The organism is Halosolutus amylolyticus, assembly GCF_023566055.1.
GTDB lineage: Archaea > Halobacteriota > Halobacteria > Halobacteriales > Natrialbaceae > Halosolutus > Halosolutus amylolyticus.
In genome coordinates, this window is record NZ_JALIQP010000003.1 from 386185 (window position 1) to 405437 (window position 19253).

Here is a 19253-nt window from a genome sequence, read left to right on the forward strand (position 1 = left end):
GGGATACTCCCGTTGTATTATTTCGTGGTAGGTGCTAGCACTTATTGCCGGACTCGTGGTACCCCCTCCTGCCGATATGGCAGACTTTGACATACACAGTACGGCGGGGCGACTGGAAGCACTGCGCCGGATGCTGACCATCCGTGCGTTCGACGAGGAAGCAGGGGATCGGTTCGCAGACGGGGAAATACCGGGGTTCGTACACCTCTACATCGGGGAGGAGGCGGTCGGCGTCGGGACGTGTGCGGCGCTCGATCCGGACGACTACATCGCGAGCACACACCGCGGCCACGGCCACTGCATCGCGAAGGGGCTCGACCCGAAGTACATGATGGCCGAACTCTACGGCAAGGCCGAGGGCTACTGCAACGGCAAGGGGGGCTCGATGCACATCGCGGACGTCGACGCCGGGATGCTCGGCGCGAACGGAATCGTCGGCGCGGGGCCGCCGATGGCGACCGGTGCGGCGCTGTCGATCGACTACCAGGACCGCGATCAGGTGGCGGTCGGCTTCCTCGGGGACGGGGCCGTCGCGCAGGGGCAGGTCCACGAGGCGATCAACCTCGCGTCGACCTGGGACCTGCCGGCGGTTTTCGTCGTCGAGAACAACCAGTACGGCGAGGGGACGCCGGTCGAGAAGCAACACAACGTCGACAACCTGAGCGACACGGCACAGGCCTACGACATTCCGGGGCTGACCGTCGACGGGATGGACATCACCGCGGTCGAGGAGGGAGTCGCCGAGGCGCGCGAACGCGCGACCGCGGGCGAGGGGCCGACCCTCGTCGAGGCCGAGACCTATCGCTACCGCGGCCACTACGAGGGTGACGAGGAACCCTACCGGGACGACGCGGAGATCCAGCGCTGGAAGGACCGGGACCCGATCGACTCGTTCAAAGAACGGCTGATCGATCGGGGCGAACTGACCGAGGAGGAGTTCGACGACCTGCAGGCGGAGGTCGAAGCCGAAATCGAGGCCGCAGTCGAGTACGCCCAGGAGGCCGATCGGCCGACGCCGGACGAGGCCTACGACGACATGTTCGCGGAGATGCCACCGGAGATCGAACGGTTCGCGACGGCCGCGAGGGCGAGACCGGACGGCGGTGAGCGAATCTCCGATTCGCGATCCTCGTCGGCACAGAGTTCCGACGGCGGTGAGCGATCCTCGTCGGCGCATGGCTCCGACGACGGCCGCCAGGGAGGTGACCGACGATGACCGCACACGCAGAACCCGAGCGAGAACTCGAGACCGAAACGGAGACGATGACCGTCCGGGAGGCCATCCGACAGGCCCTCCGCGAAGAACTCGATCGCGACGAGGACGTCTACCTCGTGGGCGAGGACATCGGCCGCTTCGGCGGCGTCCTCGAAGTGACCGGCGACCTCTGGGAGGAGTTCGGCGACGAGCGCGTCCGGGACACGCCGATCAGCGAGGCCGGCTTCATGGGCGCGGCGACGGGTGCCGCGGCGACGGGCACCCGGCCGGTCGTCGAACTCATGTTCTCGGACTTCGCCGGGGTCTCGATGGAACAGATCATGAACCAGATGGCGAAGATGCGGTACATGTTCGGCGGGAAGGCCGAGATGCCGGTCACCGTCCGGACCACCGAGGGCGGCGGGATGGGTGCCGCGAGCCAGCACTCGGGGACGATCCACACCTGGATCGCGCACTTCCCCGGTCTGAAGGCCGTCGCACCCGGCACCGCCGCGGCCGCGAAGGGGCTGACGAAGGCGGCGATCCGATCGAACGACCCCGTCTTCGTCTTCGAGAACAAGATGATCTACGAACAGCAGGGCGCGGTGCCGACGGACGAGGACTTCACGGTTCCGATCGGCGAGGCCGCGATCGAGCGCGAGGGCGACGACGTCACGGTCGTCGCGACCCAGCGTCTCGTCGGCGAGAGCGTACAGACCGCCGAAAGCATCGCCGACGACGTCGACGTCGAGGTGATCGACGCCCGATCGCTGTACCCGCTCGACACCGAGACGATCGTCGAGAGCGTCGAGAAGACCGGCCGGCTCATCGTCGCCGACGAGAGCCCGCTCTCGTACGGCACCCACGCGGAGATCGTCGCTCGCGTCCAGGAAGAGGCGTTCTTCAGCCTCGACGCGCCGATCCAGCGGGTCGGGACGCCCGACACGCACATGCCGTTCAGTCCGCCCCTCGAGCAGGAGGTCCTGCCGAGCGGCGAGGACGTCCGCGAGGCGATCGAGCGGGTGGCCTGACGACTCGTGTCCCGCGTTGGACTGATCGTCAACCCCGCCGCCGGCCGGGACGTCCGCCGCCTCACCGGCGGCGCCACCGTCGTCGACAACTACGCGAAGCGCCGGGTCGCCGAGTGCGTGCTCGACGGCCTGACCGCGACGAGCGATCCGCCGGCGGTCCGGCTCATGCCGGACCGATCGGGGATCGCCGACCACGCGGTCGCGGAGTCGCCCGGGGCAGTGGACGCGAGCGTCCTCGAGATGCCGGTCGAGAAGTCGGCGGCCGACACCCGTCGGGCCGCGGCCCGGTTTCGCGAGGACGGACTCGCGGCGGTCGTCGTCCTCGGCGGCGACGGCACGACCCGCGACGTCGCGAGCGAGATCGGTGAAGTGCCGGTGATCGCCGTCTCGACGGGGACGAACAACGTCGTCCCGACGGCCGTCGACGGTACCCTCGCGGGGGTCGCGGCGGCACTGATCGCGACGGCGGCCGTTCCGGCGGCCGACGTAACCACGCGCCACGGGATGGTCGAGGCGCGCGTCGAGGCGGGGACCGGCGAGCGGACCCTGTCGGCGCTCGCCTCGGCCGAGGTGTCCTCGCGATCGTTCGTGGGGACGCGGGCGCTCCTCGATCCGACCGATCTGCGCGGGGGCGTCGTCTCTCGGGCCCACCCGGGCGACGTCGGCCTGGCCGCCGTCGCAGGGGCGTTCGAACGCGTCGCGCCCACCGATCCCGGCGGCGTCGTCCTCCGACTGGCCGATCCCGCCGAGGCCCCGCGGAGCGTCCGGGCGGTACTCGCGCCCGGCGTCACCGCGACCGTGGGGATCGAGTCCGTCGATCGACTCGACTGGGACGAGACCGCTCGGTTCGACGTTCCCGACGGGGTCGTCGGGGCGGACGGCGAGCGCGAACTGGAACTCACCGACGCGACGGTCGCCCTCACACCGGTCCCCGAGGGTCCGCGACTCGTCGACGTGGACGCGACGCTCTCGGCCGGGGCCGACGCCGGTGCGCTCGTGGCCGAGGGGACCGAACCGGCCTCGACGATCGAGGACTATAGTAGCGACTGAAAGTCACTGCACACCTGATCACAGGACGGCTTTGCGATCAGTGTGTGAATCGTTTCAGTCGCTACTATAGGCTCCTCGTCTCGGCGGACGAGCGGGAGTCGGTCTTCGAGCGCACGGTAACCGTCGACGTGATCCCGAAGCCCGAAAGGACCGATCTCGAGTGATCGGCGGACGCGGCCCCGTCAGACGCGCTCCCACGTGATCTCCATCGGCAGATCGTCACGGAGGACTTGCGAGACGTGACAGCCGCGTTCGCCGAGGTCGACGATGCGATCGACCGTCTCCTCGTCGGCGTCGGTCTCGAGTCGGACCGTCGCCTCGATCCGATCGACGGAACCGTGCTCGGGATCGGCGTCGGTGGTCACGTCGATCGACTCGATCGGCGCGTCGCGCTTGTCCGCCTGGAAGCGCACGCTCAGCGACAGGCAGGCGGCCAGTCCGCCGAGGAAGACGTCGACCGGCGTCGGTCCCGTCTCCGTTCCGCCCGCGTCCTCGGGCTCGTCGAAGTCCCACGCGAACGATCCGGCCTCGATCGTCCCGGCCATGCCACCCGGGTTGTGCGCGGTGACGGTCCGATCAGGCATTTCGGTCTCGCCGGCGGTGGCGCCCGATCGGCTCTCGGCGCCGGCCTCGACCCCGTCGGGGAGCAACGGCCACGGCTCCTCGACGTGCCCGACGAGCGTCTCGAGGAACCTCGCGGCGTCGGCCCCGTCGACGATCCGGTGATCGAACGTGAGATCGAGCGGGAGGTGACGACGCCATCGCACCTCGTCGTTCGGCCCGCGGACGGGGGATTCCGAGACGGCGTTCACGCCGAGAATGGCGACCTGGGGCGGGTTGATGATCGGATCGAACGACTCGACCCCGAGCACGCCGAGGTTCGTCACCGTGAACGTCCCGTCGCGCAGGTCGTCCATCGTGTACTCGCCCTCGAGGGCCCGCCCGACGAGGTCGCGTCGCTCCGTCGCGATCGTCTCGAGGGACTTGCCGCCGACATCGGAGAGCACCGGCGCGATGAGGCCGTCGTCGACGTCCACGGCGATCCCGAGATTGTGGTCCGCCCAGAGGCGGTGGACCTCGTCCTCGAACGTCGCGTTGAACGCCGGGTGGTCGTCGAGGGTCGCCGATACGGCGAGCAACAGCACGTCCTGAACGGAGACGTTCGCGTCGAGCGCCTCGTCCGCGGCGTCCGTCGCGGCGAACAGGGCCTCGGCGTCCGCCGTACGGTGGACCGTCACGTGGACGGCGTCCCGGTAGCTCTCGCCCAGCCGTCTGGCGATCGTCTTGCGCATCCCGCCGAACGATCGCGTCTCCGCGGGGGTCCGCCCGGCCGCGTCGGCCGCCCCGGACGCCGCTTCCTCGACGTCGTCTTCGGTGATCGCTCCCTGGTAGCCCGTTCCATCGACGGTCGCCAGGTCGACGCCGAGTTCGTCCGCCCGCTTTCGCGCCCGCGGAGACGCGTCGACGTCGGCTTCGTCGGCCGGTTCGCGCTCGGCCGCCGCCTCGACGTCGTCCTCGGTGATCGCCCCCTGGTAGCCGGTTCCCTCGACGGTCGTCAGGTCGACGCCGAGCGCGTCGGCGCGGTCCCTGGCACGTGGCGACGCCTTGACCTCGTCCGAGACGCGATCGGGTTCCGGTTGGGCGGCCGGTTCGTCGCGATCGCTCGTCTCCTGGGTGGCGGTCGCCCCGGACGCCTGCGGTGTCGCCTCCGTCTCCACCTCCGCCGCCAGGTCGGCCTCCGCGTCCGCCTCGAGGTCGGCGACGTCCGCGTCGGCGGGCGCGACGATGCCGATCGGGGTTCCGGGCGGGACCGACTCGCCCTCCTCGAGGTACGTTCGTCGGAGGACGCCGTCCTCGCGGGCTTCGACCTCGGCGACGCTCTTCTCGGATTCGACCTCGGCGATGACGTCTCCCGCTTCGACGGTCGCTCCGTCGTCGACTTCCCACGCGAGCAACTCCCCGCGTTCCATCTCGAGACCCAGTTTCGGCATCCTGACGATGTAGGCCATGCCAGTCGATACCACAACGGCGGCATAAAGGGTGCCGATGCGCCCGTCCGTACGAGGCTACCGGACGTGACGATCGTATCCACCCTCTGTCGGCGACGAATAGTGGATAGTGTCCGATCTAGCATGAACTTTCCATACAAATCAAAACGGACACTCTGGTAAAGTGGATGGTTGTTCATTCTTCACGATCGATGCATGGTAATGTATAGCAAAGGCTTTAGGTTCGGTAGAACGAAACTCTGGACACTGGTGGCCACAGGCCACAGATCTACCCATGAGCGACGACGAACTCATCTGGCGAATCGCGGGGGGTTCCGGCGACGGAATCGACTCGACGAGCCAGAATTTCGCAAAGGCGCTGATGCGCTCGGGGCTCGACGTATTCACACACCGTCACTATCCATCGCGGATCCGTGGCGGCCACACGTACGTCGAGATCCGGGCCGCAGGGCACGAGGTACAGTCACGGGGAGACGGCTATAACTTCCTGCTCTCGCTGGGCGACTCGTTCGCCCGCAACCCGCAGGAAGAGGCCTACTACGGCAACGAGGAGATCAAACCCCTGTCCGAGAACCTGGACGACCTCCGGGAGGGCGGGATCATCGTCTACGACGAGGGTCTCATCAGCGAGGAGGACGTCGCGGACCTCGATCTGGAGGAGCGTGCCGAGGAGAACAACTGGCACGTGTTCCCGATGGATCTGCGCGGCCTCGCGAAGGAACACGGCCGCGAAGTCATGCGCAACACCGCCGGCGTGGGAGTGACGGCGGCCCTGCTCGATATGGAACTCGATCACATCGAGGACCTGATGTCCGACGCCATGTCGGGCGACGTCCTCGAGTCGAACCTCGAGATCCTCCACGAGGCCTACGAGACGACGAAAGCGGAGTACGAGTTCGAGCACGACCTGCGAGCGCCCGAGGGCTCTCACGAGACCGAGCAGGCGCTGCTGTCCGGCTCGAACGCGATCGCCTACGGCGCGATCGACGGCGGCTGCCGGTTCATCTCCGGCTACCCGATGACGCCGTGGACGGACGTCTTCACGATCCTCACGCAGAACTTCCCCGACATCGGGGGCGTCTCCGAACAGGTCGAAGACGAGATCGCCGCCGCCGCGCTCGCCGTCGGCGCGAGCCACGCCGGCGTGAAGGCCATGTCCGGCTCCTCCGGGGGTGGGTTCGCGCTGATGAGCGAACCGCTCGGCCTCGCGGAGATGACCGAGACGCCGCTCGTCCTCGTCGAGTCGATGCGGGCCGGTCCCTCGACCGGGATGCCCACCAAGCCCGAGCAGGGCGACCTCGAGTTCGTCCTCTACACGAGCCAGGGCGACTCCTCGCGGGTCGTCTTCGCGCCGGGGAACATCGAGGAGGCCTACGAGCAGACCCGACTCGCGTTCGACATCGCCTGGGAGTACCAGATTCCGACGATCATCATCTACGACCAGAAGCTCTCCGGCGAGAACACCAACGTCGACGTCGAGTTCTTCGACCGCGAGCCCGAACCGGGACTCGGCGCGACGCTGACCGAGGAGGAACTGAAGGAGGCCGCCCACGACGCCTCCGGCAAGTTCGAACGCTTCGGTTACGACGACAACGAGAAGAACGTCAGCAAGCGATCGCTGCCCGGCCAGAAGGGCGGGCGCTACCTCGCGACGGGGAACGAACACTCGCCCGTCGGGCACATCAGCGAAGATCCGGACAACCGGGTCTACCAGATGACCCGGCGCATCGAGAAACTCGACTCCATCCGCGAGGAACTCGACGAGGAACGGCCCTCGAACCAGACGTACTTCGGCGAGGAGGACGCCGAGTACGGAATCATCACGTGGGGGTCGAGCCAGGGCGCCGTCGTCGAAGCCGTCCAGCGGCTCAACGAGAGCGGTCACTCGGTAAAGGGGCTCAGCGTCTCCGACATGATGCCGTTCGCCGAACAGGAAGTGACGGAGTTCCTCGAGAGCGTCGACGAGGCGATGGTCGTCGAGATGAACGCGACCGCCCAGTTCCGCGGGCTCATCCAGAAGGAACTCGGCCGCTTCGGCGACAAGATGACGAGCCTGCTCAAGTACAACGGCAACCCCTTCGAACCCGCGGAGATCGTCGAGGGCTACGAGGTCAACCTCGCGGACGAGGATCGCGAGCCGACCGCCCAGGTCCGAATCGAACCCGCTGCAGGTGACTGACCATGAGTGCATTCAACGCAATCGGTGAAGAACGAGAGATCGACCGGGACGAGTTCACGCCCGGTGTCGAACCGCAGCCGACCTGGTGTCCGGGCTGTGGCGACTTCGGCGTCCTGAAGTCGCTGAAGCAGGCCCTGCCCGAAGTCGGCAAGACCCCCGAGGAGGTCCTGACCGTCACCGGGATCGGCTGTTCCGGCAAGCTGAACAGCTACCTCGACACGTACGGCTTCCACACGATCCACGGCCGATCGCTCCCGGTCGCCCGCGCGGCCAAACTCGCCAACCCCGAACTCGAGGTCATCGCCGCGGGCGGGGACGGCGACGGCTACGGGATCGGCGGTAACCACTGGATCCACACGGCCCGCGAGAACCACGACATCACCTACATCGTGTTCAACAACGAGATCTTCGGCCTGACGAAGGGCCAGACCTCGCCCACCAGTCCGAAGGGCCACAAGTCCAAGACCCAGCCCTCGGGCAGCGCGAAGACGCCGCTTCGGCCGCTGTCGATGTCGCTGAACGCCGGCGCGAGCTACATCGCCCGCACGGCCGCCGTCAACCCCAACCAGGCCAAGGAGATCATCGCGGAAGCGATCGAGCACGACGGCTTCGCCCACGTCGACTTCCTGACCCAGTGTCCCACCTGGAACAAGGACGCCCGCCAGTACGTCCCCTACATCGACGTCCAGGAGTCCGACGACTACGACTTCGACGTCACCGACCGCCGCGAGGCGGCCGAGATGATGTACGAGACCGAGGACGTCCTCAACGAGGGCACCGTCCTCACGGGCCGGTACTACGTCGACGAGGACCGTCCGTCCTACCAGGAGGAGAAGCGAGCCGTCGGCGAACTGCCCGACCAGCCGGTCGCCGAACGCTACTTCGACGACGACGCCGAGTGGGAACGGAGCTACGACCTGCTCGATCGACACACATGACATCCTCCTCGGCGTAAACGCCGAGGTTTCCCGATCGTTGGGATATTATGGTTTGCAGTCGACGACCTGTTCTCTCGGTGTGAACCGGCCGCTCTCGCGATCGAACAGGTGGACTGCTGGCTGTGCCATCCAGCCGGTACTCCTATCCGCGGACGAATCGCCCGTCGGACTTGGAGGTACTTTCGCGTCCTCGAGTTTGCATCGAATGTTTTCGGCTCCGTTAACGTCGGCGTTGGCGACGGTATCACACTCCTCACAGACGTACAGGCCGCGTTCGACGCGCTGGCCGCCGTCCTTGCGGCCACAACACGCACACGTCTTCGAGGTGTTTCGTTCGTCGACCGTCTCGACGGTAATTCCGCGTTCTTCGCCCTTGTACTCGAGTATAGTGATGAACCGGTCGAACGCCCACCGGTGGAGTGACTGGTTGCCTTTCGACCCCCAGTCTTTTGTCTCGCCGTTCTCATCGTCACGGATACCAGAGAGGTCGCCGACGGCGATCGTGCCGACGCCACGGCGGGCACACTCCTCGATGATCGTTTTCGAGAGCGTGTGTAAGAAGTGCGTTCGCCGGTTCGACCATTTTCGGTCGAGTCGGCGAGCTTCGTTCGACCTCGAGTCGTCACACTTCGCACGTTCCTTGGCGAAGTAATACTCGTTCTCTTTGAGTGCCCCGCCTGGATAGAGAACGGCCTCGTCGCCGTAAGAGACGGCGGCGATATTGCTAATCCCGAGGTCGATGCCGGCGGTTCGGTCACCGGGTGAATCGACGTCCTCGAGTTCGACGCCACAGATGAGGTGCAGTTCCCACTCGTCTCTCGCGTCGTTCCAGACGGCGCGCACCTGTTGGACGTTCTCAACGGTCGCGTCCGGGTCGGGTTCGTATTCGCAGAGAAGGAAGTCCGACCAGTGCTCTTTGAGGTTACGGCCTTTCGAGAGGCGAACGCGATTGTGTTTCGCGTCGTGTTTGAAGCCGTCCTCTTTGAACGTGACCGTCGAACGCGGGTGCTCGTCGCCACGCTTGCGGTAGCCGGGCGGATTCGCGTTCTCGTTACCGTTCTGTCGCTTTGCGTACCACCCACGGAACGCCTCAGCGAGTTCTTGGATAACTCGCTGACTCGACTGTGCATTGAGGTCGGCGTAGCGTTCGTGGTTCTTGAGGTACGCGGACAGCTCGGCATGGCCTGGAATGTGGCCGGTTTCGTGCCAGATGCGATCGGCCGTCCACCGGGCGACGTTCCAGAGTCTCGAGGCGGCGAACCCGAGCGAATTCAGGTCCTCGCACACCTGTCGGTGGTTGCGAATGGTCGCAACGTAGGTGCGAGTGGCCTGTTTCGCCATACGTAGCCTATTGTGCTGTGGTGATATAAAGACAATCCAACCGGAGTGAAAGTGAACAGAGTAGTGGATATCCGGCCGGCCGGCTCACGTGGACAGGTTCCCAAGTGACGCGATTGACGCCCGCCGTGAACGGCGGGAGTCTCTCGCTGTTGAAGGTAGAACCGATCGTCGACCACTCCACGACGTAGCTAATCACGGATTTTCGGTATCCGTTTTTACCGGACGCATCGAATCGCTCGTCAGCGATCGCGTTCTCGGCTCGCCGACACGGCGAGTGCGAACGATCGAACCGGTCACGTCTCCCGGTGAAGTCAACTGCTCTCCTCGTCCGGGCTGTACCCCCACCCCTGTGCGAACCGTTTGGTGAGCGAACTCAGGACGAGCAGGGAGACGAGCATCCCGCCGAACAGCCTCGACGAATAGCCGTACAGTGCCTGGTGGACGCCGAACCCGGTCACGATCACGCCCATGAGGACCGCCGTCGTTCCGGCCCGGCGGGAGACGTACTCGGGGTCGACGTCGTCGTCGTAGTGCACGTGGAGGTCCGCGCGGCCGCCGAACGCGATCAGCACGGCCGGAACGAGGATGACGAGGCCACAGAGAACCCAGAAGCCACCCAGCAGGAGGTTCACGTCGACCATCGTCGGCTGTCGGCGAGGCGGGCGAATAAAGCCGGCGATCGGCCGCGAGCCGGCCGCTTCGGTCAGGGAATCCAACGTTTTCGTATACAAAAGATATTTTCCCGCCGGAGCAAAACTGTATACCATGAGTACCCAGGCGACGGAAGATCGCATCCTCGAAGTGTTAGAAGAGGATGCCCAGGCCTCCTACGCGGAGATCGCGGACCGGGCGAACGTCTCGAAACCGACGGTCCGGAAGTACATCAACCAGCTCGAAGACGAGGGCGTCATCGTCGGCTATTCGGCCGACGTCGACCCGAAGAAGCTCTCGAGCAAGACCATCGCGCTCGTCGGGATCGACGTCGCGAGCGAACGCTACGTCGAGGCGACGAAGGCGCTGAAGGATCTGGACGAGATCGAGGCGCTGTACAGTTCCAGCGGCGACCACATGCTGATGGCCGAGGTGCGCGCGGCCGACGGCGACGAGGTCGGCGACATCATCGCCGACGAACTGCTCGAGATCGACGGCGTCACGGCGGCCCACCCGTCGTTCCTGCAGGAACGCCTGAAGTGAGGAACCGGCGATCGACGTCGCCCGGCGCGTGGGTCGACGCGGTCGGCCGTCGCGACCGATCGGACGAACCGGCGTTCGCGACGGACGGTCACACCGCTCGACGTATGGAGGCCCCGTTGTTTTGCCGATCGACGCCGTAGGGGCAGATATGCCGTCGTACGAACGCGAGACGACCGTCCAGGCGCCGCTCGAGGACGTGTGGGAGTTTCACTCCCGGGTGAACGGCCTCGAAGCAGTGACGCCGGCGTGGATGGGACTGCGCGTCGAGCGGGTGATCGGCCCGGACGGCGAGCCGGATCCCGAACTGCTCGAGGCAGGGAGCGAAATCGACCTCTCGATGCGTCCGTTCGGCGTCGGGCCGCGCCAGCACTGGACCTCGATCATCACGGAGCGCGAGCGAACGGACGGGTCGGCGTACTTCCGCGACGAGATGGTTCACGGCCCGTTCGGTCGGTGGGTCCACACCCACTCGTTCTACGCCGCCGGCGAGGAGACGGTGGTGCGCGACCACGTCGACTACGAACTGCCCCTCGTCCAGCGGCTCGGCGGTCTCGCCGACGCGACCGCGCCGTTCTCGCAGGCCGGATTCGAGGCGATGTTCCGCAACCGCCACCGCGCGACGAAGGCCCACTTCGAGTAGCGAGCGATCGTCTCGCTCGGCCGCCGCGTTCGACGATCGGACCACGCGCGTTTTGCCGGCGTACCCGCAATAGGCAGGTATATGAACGGATACGTGAGTCGATCGACTTCCCGCCGTCGATTCCTGGGCGTCGTCGGGACCGGCGTCCCCGTCGGCGTCACCGGCTGTCTCGGCGGGACCGGCGACGACGGTAACGACGACGGTGACGGCGAACACCAGTACGCAACGGACGTCGAGCACCCCGGCGACGAACCCCTCGAATTTACCGGCGAGTACGTCTGCCCGGTCTGTAACATGATCCCGGCTGACTACCCGACGTGGCGGTGCCAGCTCGCCCACGAGGACGGCCAGGGGGCGCTGTTCGACACGCCGGGCTGTCTGTTCGCGTACTACGCCGCGCCCCCGACGGACGCGGAAATCACCGCGGCGTGGGTTACCGACTTCGAAAGCGAGGCCCTCGTCGACGGCTTCGAGGCATCGTACGTGCTCGTTACGGACGACGCTGCGGTCCCCGAGGAGACGATGGGGATCAATCCGCGCCCGTTCGAGAACCGCGAGGACGCCGTCGCCTACCTCGACGAGTGGGACGCCGAGGACCTGACCGAGGACGACGTCGTCGAACTGACCGACGTCGATCGGGAGATCGCCGCGATCTATCGGGGGAACCGGCTTCCCGACGAGTAGGCAGCAGAAATTCGTCGCGGTGGACCGATCGCCTCAGCCGCGGCGGTGGATCCAGATCACGCCGGTCAGGACGAGCGCGCCGCCGGCGACGGTGCTGGCCGTGATCGGCTCGGCCAGCACGACGGCACCGAGGACGACGGCGACGGCGGGTTCGGCGGTGCTGACGACGCTCGCCCGGCTCGCACCGATTCGCCGCAGGCCGGCGTACAGCGCGAGGATGGGGCCGACGGTCCCGACCACGCCGAGTCCGAGCAAGACCCCCCACGCGGTCGTCGCCGTCGCCGCCGGGAGCGTCACCGCGCCGGTCGCGATGCCGTACAGCCCGAAGACGGTTCCCGCGGCGGGAAGCACGTACGCCGTGAGCACCTCCGGGTCGGCCGACTCGAGGACCCGTTCGCTCCCCATCACGTAGCCGGCGTAGGCGAGCGCCGAGCCGAGCATGATGAGGACGCCCCTGGGATCGGCACCGGCGGGGTCCGCCCCGACGATCAGGACGACGCCCCCGAGCGCGAGCGCGAGCGCCACCACCAGCGATCGGCTGATCCGGCCGGGGTTCGTGACCAGCGTCGCACCGACGACGAACGCGGGGAACGTGTAGAGGACGATCGCGACCAGGCCGGCGGTCATGTACTCGAGCGCCCAGAAGTAGAACCCGCTCATCGCACCGTACCCACAGACGCCGAGGAGGACGGCCCAGCCGAGCGTCCGGCCCCGGAGCAGGCTGGCCCGACCGCGCAGTGCCAGCAGGGCCCAGAGGACGAGCGTCGCGGTCGCGAACCGGAACCCCAGCACCGTCGGGATCGACAGGCCGACGTCGCTCGCGATCGTCCCGAAGATGCCCACGGTCCCGAAGCCCGTCGCGGCGACGAGCACGTACGCGATTCCCGTGGCCTCCTCGTCCATACGAACTGGCTGTCGTTCTGTGGCAAAGTCCCGGCGGTTTCCGGTCGACGTGTCGCGTTTCGCAACGTGTTTGAGGTGTCGGATATTCGAGGGGGACGTGAACCGATCGGACCTCGAGGTGACGCCGGTCGCCGCGCTGGCGTTCGCGGTGTTCGCCGCCAGCACCAGCGCGATTCTCGTCCGGTGGAGTACGGCCCCGAGTTCGATCGCGGCGTTCTACCGGGTGCTGTTCACGACGACGTTGGTCGCGCCGATCGCACTCCTGTCCTATCGCGAGGAGTTCGGGCGGCTCTCGTGGACCGATCTCGGCTTCGCGATCGTCGCCGGCGTCGCGCTCGCGGTCCACTTCGCGGCCTGGTTCGAGAGCCTGAACCACACGAGCGTCGCCGCCAGCGTGACCCTCGTCCAGACCCAGCCGATCTTCGTCGCGCTCGGCGCGGCGCTGGTGCTGGGCGAGCGCGTCAACCGCGAGACGGTCGTCGGCATCGCGATCGCGATCGTCGGTGCGGCGGCGATGTCGTTCGGCGACGCCGGCGAGGCGCCGATCTCGGACACGACGCTGTACGGGAACTCGCTCGCCCTGCTGGGGGCGATCACCGTCGCGGGCTACGTCCTCGCCGGCCGATCGATCCGTCAGCGGGTCTCGCTGTTCCCGTACGTAACCGTCGTCTACACCGCCTGTGCGCTGACGCTCGGGCTCCTGGTGGGCGCGCAGGGCCACGCCTACCTCGCCTATCCGCCCCGCGAGTGGCTCCTCTTTCTCGGGATGGCGATCGGCCCGGGTATCCTCGGTCACACGATCGTCAACTGGGTCCTGAAACACCTCGAGTCGGTCGTGGTGAGCGTCGGCTGGCTCGGCGAACCCGTCGGCGCGACGCTTCTCGCGCTCGTCCTGCTCGCCGAGGTGCCCGACGCGATCACGATCGCGGGCGGGGCGATCGTCCTCGCGGGAATCTACGTGACGACGATCGAGCGGGAGCGACGACGCGGGCCGGAGGACGCGCCAGCAACGGACGACTGACGACCAGCAGTCCGTGGCCAGTCCTCACTCGTCGACGTAGGTCGGCCGTTCCGCGTACGCGATCGGATCCCGAACGCCGACGTTCTGGAACGCCTGGAGCCGGAAGGCGCAGGCGTCGCAGGTGCCACACGCCGGTTCGTTCTCGCGGTAGCAACTCCACGTGTGTTCGTACGGGACCCCGAGGTCCACGCCGTGACGGGCGATGTCCGTTTTCGACCAGTCGACGAACGGGGCCTCGATCGCGATCTCGGTCTCGGGTTTCGTTCCGACGTCGACCACCTGCTCGAAGGCCTCGAAGAACTCGGGGCGGCAGTCGGGATACCCCGAGAAGTCCTCGCTGTGGGCACCGATGAAGACGGCCCCGCAGTCGTTCGCCTCGGCGTAGGAGACGGCCATCGCGAGCAGGTTCGCGTTCCGGAACGGGACGTAAGAGGTGGGGATCTCCTCGCTCTCCATGTCGGCGTCCGCGACTGCCATCTCGTCGTCGGTGAGGCTCGAGGCCCCGATCGCCGAGAGGTGGCCGGTCTCGATCCGCAGGAAGTCCGCGGCGTCTACGTCGTCCGCGAGGCGGCGAGCACACTCGAGTTCGCGATCCTCGGTGCGCTGGCCGTAGGAGGTGTGCAGGGCGTAGATCTCACACCCGCGGTCGCGGGCCTCGTAGGCGGCGGTGGCGCTGTCCATGCCGCCCGAGAGGAGGACGACGGCGCGGTCGGCGGGCGATTCGTCGGTCGTGGCGTCGGTGTCTGCGGTCATCGTGAGGTCGAGGGCTCGGTCGTCGGTGCGATCGTCAGTACGATCGTCGGCAGGCGGTTACGTCTCGGGCGCGTCGTTCCAGAGGTCGACGTGGAGGCGCGGGGTGTACCGGAACCCGTGTTCCATCGCGAGGTCGGCGACACGGGTGCGCGTCTCCGCGAGTCGTTCCCGGGTCGCGCCCTCGGGCATCAGGAGCACGTCGTCGTCGCGGATCGGGACGGCCGCGGCGTCGCGAAGGTCGGCGAGCACCTCGCGGATCTCGGGCATGTCGTCCGCGTCGCTCACGACGAACTTCAGCTGGAACTCGTACGCGTCGACGAGTCCCGCCAGCGCGTCGAGATCGATTCGATCGCGCTCGTGGCGCTCCGCCCAGGGTCCCGCGTCGGCGCCGTCCGGGGCGCGATCGGGCGTCGGGGTACTGCTCGCGAGTTTCGGGCTGACGGAGGCGAGATCGATCGGCGCGTCCCGGACGATCGTCCCGTTCGTCTCGACGGTGGTGTGATAGCCCCGGTCGTCGAGCGCCTCGAGCAGCGCCACGCTCGCGTCGTGGATCATCGGCTCCCCGCCCGTGAGGACGACGTGGTCGGCCGCGTCGTACGATTCGACCTCGGCGACGATGTCGTCGACGTCGAGCCAGGCGTGAGTCGGTTCCCAGGAGGTGTGATAGGAGTCACAGAACCAGCACCGGAGGTTACAGCCGCTCGTGCGGACGAACACCGAGGGAACGCCGGCGAGCCGTCCCTCTCCCTGCAGCGAGTAGAACAGTTCGTTGATCGGGAGGGCGTCGGTCGCGTCGTCCGGCCGATCGCCGGGAGCGACGCTCGCGTCGCCCGGGTCGGCCGAGTCGGAGACGGGCATCTCAGAACTGCCCCCCGCCGCAGAGTTCGCTGGTCTCGTTGACCTGGACGGCGGCGTCGGTGACGGTGTCCGGGAGCGCAGCCGCCAGTTTCTCCTCGAGGAGGACGCTCATCACCTCCGCCGTCGGCGGATGGTCGAGGACGACGACGGCGTCGCTGTCGCCGGCCGCCTCGAACGCCTCGACGAGCGGGTCCCCCGCCTCGAGGAGAAACCTGTGATCCCACTCTTCGATTACCTCGGTAATATCGCCCTTGTCGGCGACCCACCCCTCCGCGGTGAGTTCGCCGGCCAGGGTGACGCTCACCTCGTAGTTGTGCCCGTGCGGGCGCGAGCACTTCCCGTCGTGGTGCAGGATCCGATGCCCGGTGCTGATCCTGATCGGCCGATCGCGACCCACGTGGAGCACTCGCCGCGTGCCAACGACGCCGTCGGCGGCCTCGCCGTCGATAGAATCGTCCGCGTCGACGCCATCAATCATACTCCAGTATTCTCGAGAGAGTACTTAACTCTGGCCGATCGCCGGTCGACGTGTCGCGTGTCGGAATCGCTTTTGGGACGACCCGATGAGCGGACGACTGGAAAATCGGGATCCGGGACACGAGCCCGTCTCACGGGCCCGCCACCACGTCCGGAGATCGATTCGGACGCTGACGCCGGCTCAATCCTCGAGTTGGTCCTGGAGCCTGTTTTTGGCCTCCGTACGGCGCTTGCGCGAGAACTCGGGCTGGTCGTTCGAGAAGTCGATCTCGATCTCGTCGACCGTTCGCCGGTAGATGTTCGTCCGTCGTCCCTCCTCGGAGAGCTGTCGCCCCTCGCAGGTCAACAGCCCCGCGTCGACGAGTTCCTCGATCCGCCGATAGCAGGTCGCGATCGGGATCTCGATGTCGTCGCTCAGTGCCTGTGCTGACTTCGGGGTCCCGGCTGCACAGAGGATCTCCGCGCTGTACTTGCTTCCCAGTGCCGAGAGGATCGCCCCCGATTCCGGCTCGTCTCCTGTCGTCCCGCCACGTGACATCGGTTCACAGTTTCTAATTATCAGAATTGAATCTTGCGGTTATCATGAGTGTCCGTTTATGTGGTGTTTCTGGGATGGGCGACGAGACCTGTAGTCGGACCGGCGGGACGAGAACCATTTGACGCGGCGGTTCGAAGGCTTCGGTATGAACGTCGCGGTCGTCACGGTCGGAGACGAACTGCTCGCGGGACGAACGACGGACACGAACGCCACGTGGCTCTGTGAACGGTTCGCCGAGCGGGGCGTCGGCGTCGAGCGCGTCACGACGGTCCCGGATCGAGTCGCGGACATCGCCCGAGTCGTCAACGAGTACCGCGCGGCGTACGAAGCGGTCGTCGTGACCGGTGGGCTCGGCCCGACGCACGACGACGTGACCATGGAGGGCGTCGCCGCGGCCCTCGGCCGCGACCTCGAGGAACACGAGGCGGCCCTCGCGTGGCTCGAGGAAGACGGCTACTCGCGGGCCGACCTGACGGAGGGAACGACGGAGTTGCCGGCGGGAGCGCGGGCGCTCCACAACGAGGCGGGGGTCGCGCCCGGCGCGGTCCTCGAGGGGGTCTACGTCCTTCCCGGCGTGCCAGACGAGATGAAAACGATGTTCGAGACGATCGCGCCGGAGTTTACGGGCGATCCGACCTACCGGGAGGAAGTCGTCGCGGCCGAACCCGAGAGCGCACTCCTCGATCGGATCGCGCTGTTACGCCAGGAGTTCGACGTCTCCGTCGGGAGCTATCCCGGCGAGTCGGTCCGGATCGCGATCGAGAGCACGGACGAGGCGACCGTCGCGGCGGCTGCGGCGTGGCTTCGCGATCGGGTCGAGTCCCCCTGACGACTGGCTCCGAGCGCGGCCCGGCGCTCGTCATCCGTACAGCGACCGTCTCATACGGTTTACTGTGAGTTATTTCCGGCGCAACCGCGATCCGGGCGGCGGTTGTGCCGGTAAATCGGTACAGCAATCCGTCTCAGCGGTAGAGGTAGATCAGCCAGACGACGGTGACCAGGAGGCCGAGGAGCAACACTCCCCAGCCGACGATACCGATTGGTAGCGGCGACTCCGATGCGAGCGGCAAGACCAGTTCGTTCATACCCGCCGGTCGGTCCCGTGCCCTCTTAATATTTCAGATCCCGGACGGGCGGCTGCGAGCGGCGGTCGGGAACCGTCGTCCGGACAGACCACACACCTCTTTGCGTCGGCCCACTATCTCCCGCGCATGAAGTCTCTCGGCGTCGTCGTCAACCCGATCGCGGGGATGGGTGGTCGGGTCGGGCTGAAGGGAACCGACGGGAACGTCGCGGAGGCGCGCCGCCGGGGTGCCGAACCGCGCGCGCCCGATCGGGCGCGGACCGCGCTGTCGGCGCTCCATCGCCGCCGGCCGGACTGCACCGTCTACACGGCCGCGGCCGTGATGGGCGAGTACGCGGCTCGCGAGGCGGGCTACGAGCCCGAAGTGGTGTACGATCCACGGGAGGGGAACGGTGACGGGAACCCGGAGAGTGCGTCGGACGATGACGGGGGCCCGGCGGCCGAACCGGACGGTGCCACGGACGCGGTCGATCCCGCCGATCCCGGGACGACGGCCGCGGACACCCGCGCGGCGGTGCGGGCGTTTCTCGATCGCGACGTCGATCTGGTCCTGTTCGTCGGCGGCGACGGGACGGCGGTCGACGTGGCCGAAGTGCTCGAAGCGGACGGCGCCGAGACCCCGATGCTCGGGGTTCCCGCGGGCGTCAAGATCTACTCGTCGGTGTTCGGCGTCACCCCGGCGGACGCGGGACGGATCGCCGCCGAGTTCGATCGGATCGCCGATCGAGAGGTCAACGACATCGACGAGGACGCCTACCGGGAGGGCGAGGTCCGGTCGGAACTGAGAGCGATCGTGCCGGTTCCCGTGGCGCCCGACGTCCAGTCCGGCAAACAGGTCGCGAGCGGGAGCGTCGACTCGCTGGCGGCCGGCTTCGCCCGCGAGGTCGAGTCCGATCGAACCTACGTCTTCGGCCCCGGAAGCACCGTCGGGGCGATCGAGTCCGAACTGGGGATCGACCCCTCCCCGCTCGGCGTCGACGTCTGGCGCGACGGCGACGTGCTCGCACGCGACGCCTCCGAGTCCGAGATTCTCGACGTCCTCGAATCCCCGGCGACGATCGTCGTCTCCCCGATCGGCGGACAGGGCTTCATTTTCGGCCGCGGGAACCACCAGATTTCCCCGGCCGTCATCGATCGGGCCGACGAGATCGAGGTCGTCGCGTCCGGAACCAAACTCGACGGGATCGGCGCGCTCCGGGTCGACACCGACGACGAGGACGTCGACGACGCGCTACGGGGCTGGCAACAGGTCCGGACGGGACGGTTCACGACCCGACTGGTGAAGGTCGTCTGACGGCGATCGAGGGGGGTCGTTCCGGGGCTGTATAAGGTGTACCCGGATGCAGGTCCTGAAACTA

At 67.2% G+C, this 19253-nt stretch carries 20 protein-coding genes; 11 read left to right on the forward strand and 9 right to left on the reverse strand.

From position 1 onward, the window contains the following. Positions 1 to 76: 76 nt before the first annotated feature. Genes MUN73_RS14370 through MUN73_RS14380 form a run of 3 tightly spaced genes read left to right on the forward strand, consistent with a single transcriptional unit; the run spans position 77 to position 3276 of the window. The gene (locus tag MUN73_RS14370) at positions 77 to 1216 is read left to right on the forward strand and encodes a thiamine pyrophosphate-dependent dehydrogenase E1 component subunit alpha (protein ID WP_250141183.1); all 1140 of its coding nucleotides are present in this window, start codon (positions 77 to 79) and stop codon (positions 1214 to 1216) included. Next, entirely contained in the window at positions 1213 to 2226 is a 1014-nt protein-coding gene (locus tag MUN73_RS14375; RefSeq protein WP_250141184.1) for an alpha-ketoacid dehydrogenase subunit beta, read from the forward strand. The genes MUN73_RS14370 and MUN73_RS14375 overlap by 4 nt, the downstream gene beginning before the upstream one ends. 6 nt (positions 2227 to 2232) lie before the next feature. Further along, a complete protein-coding gene (locus tag MUN73_RS14380; protein WP_250141185.1) occupies positions 2233 to 3276 on the forward strand; it encodes an NAD(+)/NADH kinase in 1044 nt (347 codons plus the stop codon). Positions 3277 to 3458: 182 nt separating this feature from the next. Here the strand turns inward: MUN73_RS14380 and MUN73_RS14385 are convergent, their stop codons facing one another. Beyond that, positions 3459 to 5285, reverse strand: coding sequence for a 2-oxo acid dehydrogenase subunit E2 (locus MUN73_RS14385; protein WP_250141186.1), 1827 nt, complete (start codon positions 5283 to 5285; stop codon positions 3459 to 3461). Between the two features lie 274 nt (positions 5286 to 5559). On the opposite strand from MUN73_RS14385, the gene MUN73_RS14390 reads away from it, so the two are divergent. After that, positions 5560 to 7464: a 2-oxoacid:acceptor oxidoreductase subunit alpha gene (locus tag MUN73_RS14390; RefSeq protein ID WP_250141187.1), complete on the forward strand. Its 1905-nt coding sequence runs from the start codon at positions 5560 to 5562 to the stop codon at positions 7462 to 7464. A gap of 2 nt (positions 7465 to 7466) precedes the next feature. After that, complete coding sequence (locus MUN73_RS14395; protein WP_250141188.1) at positions 7467 to 8402, forward strand: thiamine pyrophosphate-dependent enzyme; 936 nt, start codon at positions 7467 to 7469, stop codon at positions 8400 to 8402. A gap of 45 nt (positions 8403 to 8447) precedes the next feature. Here the strand turns inward: MUN73_RS14395 and MUN73_RS14400 are convergent, their stop codons facing one another. Both MUN73_RS14400 and MUN73_RS14405 read right to left on the reverse strand, forming a co-directional pair. Beyond that, entirely contained in the window at positions 8448 to 9743 is a 1296-nt protein-coding gene (locus tag MUN73_RS14400; RefSeq protein ID WP_250141189.1) for an RNA-guided endonuclease InsQ/TnpB family protein, read from the reverse strand. A 311-nt stretch (positions 9744 to 10054) separates the two neighbouring features. Beyond that, entirely contained in the window at positions 10055 to 10384 is a 330-nt protein-coding gene (locus MUN73_RS14405; RefSeq protein WP_250141190.1) for a hypothetical protein, read from the reverse strand. 124 nt (positions 10385 to 10508) lie between these two features. Between MUN73_RS14405 and lrpA1 the strand changes: the two genes are divergently transcribed. The 3 genes from lrpA1 to MUN73_RS14420 all read left to right on the forward strand — a co-directional run bounded on the left by lrpA1 (position 10509) and on the right by MUN73_RS14420 (position 12261). Next, positions 10509 to 10937 (forward strand): HTH-type transcriptional regulator LrpA1, encoded by a 429-nt coding sequence (gene lrpA1, locus MUN73_RS14410; protein WP_250141191.1) that lies wholly within the window; start codon positions 10509 to 10511, stop codon positions 10935 to 10937. A gap of 148 nt (positions 10938 to 11085) precedes the next feature. Further along, positions 11086 to 11577 carry an SRPBCC family protein gene (locus tag MUN73_RS14415; RefSeq protein ID WP_250141192.1) on the forward strand — a complete coding sequence of 164 codons (492 nt, stop codon included), beginning with the start codon at positions 11086 to 11088 and terminating at the stop codon, positions 11575 to 11577. Between the two features lie 81 nt (positions 11578 to 11658). Continuing rightward, positions 11659 to 12261, forward strand: coding sequence for a nitrous oxide reductase accessory protein NosL (locus MUN73_RS14420; protein WP_250141193.1), 603 nt, complete (start codon positions 11659 to 11661; stop codon positions 12259 to 12261). Between the two features lie 33 nt (positions 12262 to 12294). On the opposite strand, the gene MUN73_RS14425 is transcribed toward MUN73_RS14420, so the two are convergent. Then, positions 12295 to 13164 (reverse strand): DMT family transporter, encoded by an 870-nt coding sequence (locus tag MUN73_RS14425; RefSeq protein ID WP_250141194.1) that lies wholly within the window; start codon positions 13162 to 13164, stop codon positions 12295 to 12297. Positions 13165 to 13261: 97 nt separating this feature from the next. On the opposite strand from MUN73_RS14425, the gene MUN73_RS14430 reads away from it, so the two are divergent. Beyond that, positions 13262 to 14185 carry a DMT family transporter gene (locus tag MUN73_RS14430; RefSeq protein WP_250141195.1) on the forward strand — a complete coding sequence of 308 codons (924 nt, stop codon included), beginning with the start codon at positions 13262 to 13264 and terminating at the stop codon, positions 14183 to 14185. Between the two features lie 24 nt (positions 14186 to 14209). Here the strand turns inward: MUN73_RS14430 and queC are convergent, their stop codons facing one another. The 4 genes from queC to MUN73_RS14450 form a co-directional block, all read right to left on the reverse strand. Next, positions 14210 to 14938 (reverse strand): 7-cyano-7-deazaguanine synthase QueC, encoded by a 729-nt coding sequence (gene queC / locus MUN73_RS14435; RefSeq protein ID WP_250141196.1) that lies wholly within the window; start codon positions 14936 to 14938, stop codon positions 14210 to 14212. 57 nt (positions 14939 to 14995) lie between these two features. Beyond that, positions 14996 to 15796 carry a 7-carboxy-7-deazaguanine synthase QueE gene (locus MUN73_RS14440; RefSeq protein WP_250141197.1) on the reverse strand — a complete coding sequence of 267 codons (801 nt, stop codon included), beginning with the start codon at positions 15794 to 15796 and terminating at the stop codon, positions 14996 to 14998. Between the two features lies 1 nt (position 15797). Continuing rightward, positions 15798 to 16274: a 6-pyruvoyl trahydropterin synthase family protein gene (locus tag MUN73_RS14445; RefSeq protein WP_250141198.1), complete on the reverse strand. Its 477-nt coding sequence runs from the start codon at positions 16272 to 16274 to the stop codon at positions 15798 to 15800. Positions 16275 to 16454: 180 nt separating this feature from the next. Further along, a complete protein-coding gene (locus MUN73_RS14450) occupies positions 16455 to 16811 on the reverse strand; it encodes a winged helix-turn-helix domain-containing protein (protein WP_250141199.1) in 357 nt (118 codons plus the stop codon). Positions 16812 to 16956: 145 nt separating this feature from the next. Between MUN73_RS14450 and MUN73_RS14455 the strand changes: the two genes are divergently transcribed. Then, positions 16957 to 17640 (forward strand): competence/damage-inducible protein A, encoded by a 684-nt coding sequence (locus tag MUN73_RS14455; RefSeq protein WP_250141200.1) that lies wholly within the window; start codon positions 16957 to 16959, stop codon positions 17638 to 17640. 133 nt (positions 17641 to 17773) lie between these two features. Here the strand turns inward: MUN73_RS14455 and MUN73_RS22600 are convergent, their stop codons facing one another. Beyond that, on the reverse strand, positions 17774 to 17896 hold the full coding sequence (locus MUN73_RS22600; RefSeq protein WP_265339236.1) for a hypothetical protein: 123 nt from the start codon (positions 17894 to 17896) through the stop codon (positions 17774 to 17776). Positions 17897 to 18022: 126 nt separating this feature from the next. On the opposite strand from MUN73_RS22600, the gene MUN73_RS14460 reads away from it, so the two are divergent. Then, the gene (locus MUN73_RS14460; RefSeq protein WP_250141201.1) at positions 18023 to 19189 is read left to right on the forward strand and encodes an ATP-NAD kinase family protein; all 1167 of its coding nucleotides are present in this window, start codon (positions 18023 to 18025) and stop codon (positions 19187 to 19189) included. Positions 19190 to 19253: the final 64 nt, after the last annotated feature.

What these genes read in the sequence shown, in the direction of transcription:
- MUN73_RS14445 (WP_250141198.1), bottom strand. Translation starts at nt 16,274, where the DNA reads ATGATTGATGGCGTCGACGCGGACGATTCTATCGACGGCGAGGCCGCC.
- MUN73_RS14370 (WP_250141183.1), top strand. Translation starts at nt 77, where the DNA reads ATGGCAGACTTTGACATACACAGTACGGCGGGGCGACTGGAAGCACTG.
- MUN73_RS14440 (WP_250141197.1), bottom strand. Translation starts at nt 15,796, where the DNA reads ATGCCCGTCTCCGACTCGGCCGACCCGGGCGACGCGAGCGTCGCTCCC.
- MUN73_RS14395 (WP_250141188.1), top strand. Translation starts at nt 7,467, where the DNA reads ATGAGTGCATTCAACGCAATCGGTGAAGAACGAGAGATCGACCGGGAC.
- MUN73_RS14425 (WP_250141194.1), bottom strand. Translation starts at nt 13,164, where the DNA reads ATGGACGAGGAGGCCACGGGAATCGCGTACGTGCTCGTCGCCGCGACG.
- MUN73_RS14420 (WP_250141193.1), top strand. Translation starts at nt 11,659, where the DNA reads ATGAACGGATACGTGAGTCGATCGACTTCCCGCCGTCGATTCCTGGGC.
- MUN73_RS22600 (WP_265339236.1), bottom strand. Translation starts at nt 17,896, where the DNA reads ATGAACGAACTGGTCTTGCCGCTCGCATCGGAGTCGCCGCTACCAATC.
- MUN73_RS14390 (WP_250141187.1), top strand. Translation starts at nt 5,560, where the DNA reads ATGAGCGACGACGAACTCATCTGGCGAATCGCGGGGGGTTCCGGCGAC.
- MUN73_RS14455 (WP_250141200.1), top strand. Translation starts at nt 16,957, where the DNA reads ATGAACGTCGCGGTCGTCACGGTCGGAGACGAACTGCTCGCGGGACGA.
- MUN73_RS14375 (WP_250141184.1), top strand. Translation starts at nt 1,213, where the DNA reads ATGACCGCACACGCAGAACCCGAGCGAGAACTCGAGACCGAAACGGAG.
- MUN73_RS14400 (WP_250141189.1), bottom strand. Translation starts at nt 9,743, where the DNA reads ATGGCGAAACAGGCCACTCGCACCTACGTTGCGACCATTCGCAACCAC.
- MUN73_RS14385 (WP_250141186.1), bottom strand. Translation starts at nt 5,285, where the DNA reads ATGGCCTACATCGTCAGGATGCCGAAACTGGGTCTCGAGATGGAACGC.
- MUN73_RS14450 (WP_250141199.1), bottom strand. Translation starts at nt 16,811, where the DNA reads ATGTCACGTGGCGGGACGACAGGAGACGAGCCGGAATCGGGGGCGATC.
- MUN73_RS14405 (WP_250141190.1), bottom strand. Translation starts at nt 10,384, where the DNA reads ATGGTCGACGTGAACCTCCTGCTGGGTGGCTTCTGGGTTCTCTGTGGC.
- MUN73_RS14460 (WP_250141201.1), top strand. Translation starts at nt 18,023, where the DNA reads ATGAAGTCTCTCGGCGTCGTCGTCAACCCGATCGCGGGGATGGGTGGT.
- queC (WP_250141196.1), bottom strand. Translation starts at nt 14,938, where the DNA reads ATGACCGCAGACACCGACGCCACGACCGACGAATCGCCCGCCGACCGC.
- lrpA1 (WP_250141191.1), top strand. Translation starts at nt 10,509, where the DNA reads ATGAGTACCCAGGCGACGGAAGATCGCATCCTCGAAGTGTTAGAAGAG.
- MUN73_RS14415 (WP_250141192.1), top strand. Translation starts at nt 11,086, where the DNA reads ATGCCGTCGTACGAACGCGAGACGACCGTCCAGGCGCCGCTCGAGGAC.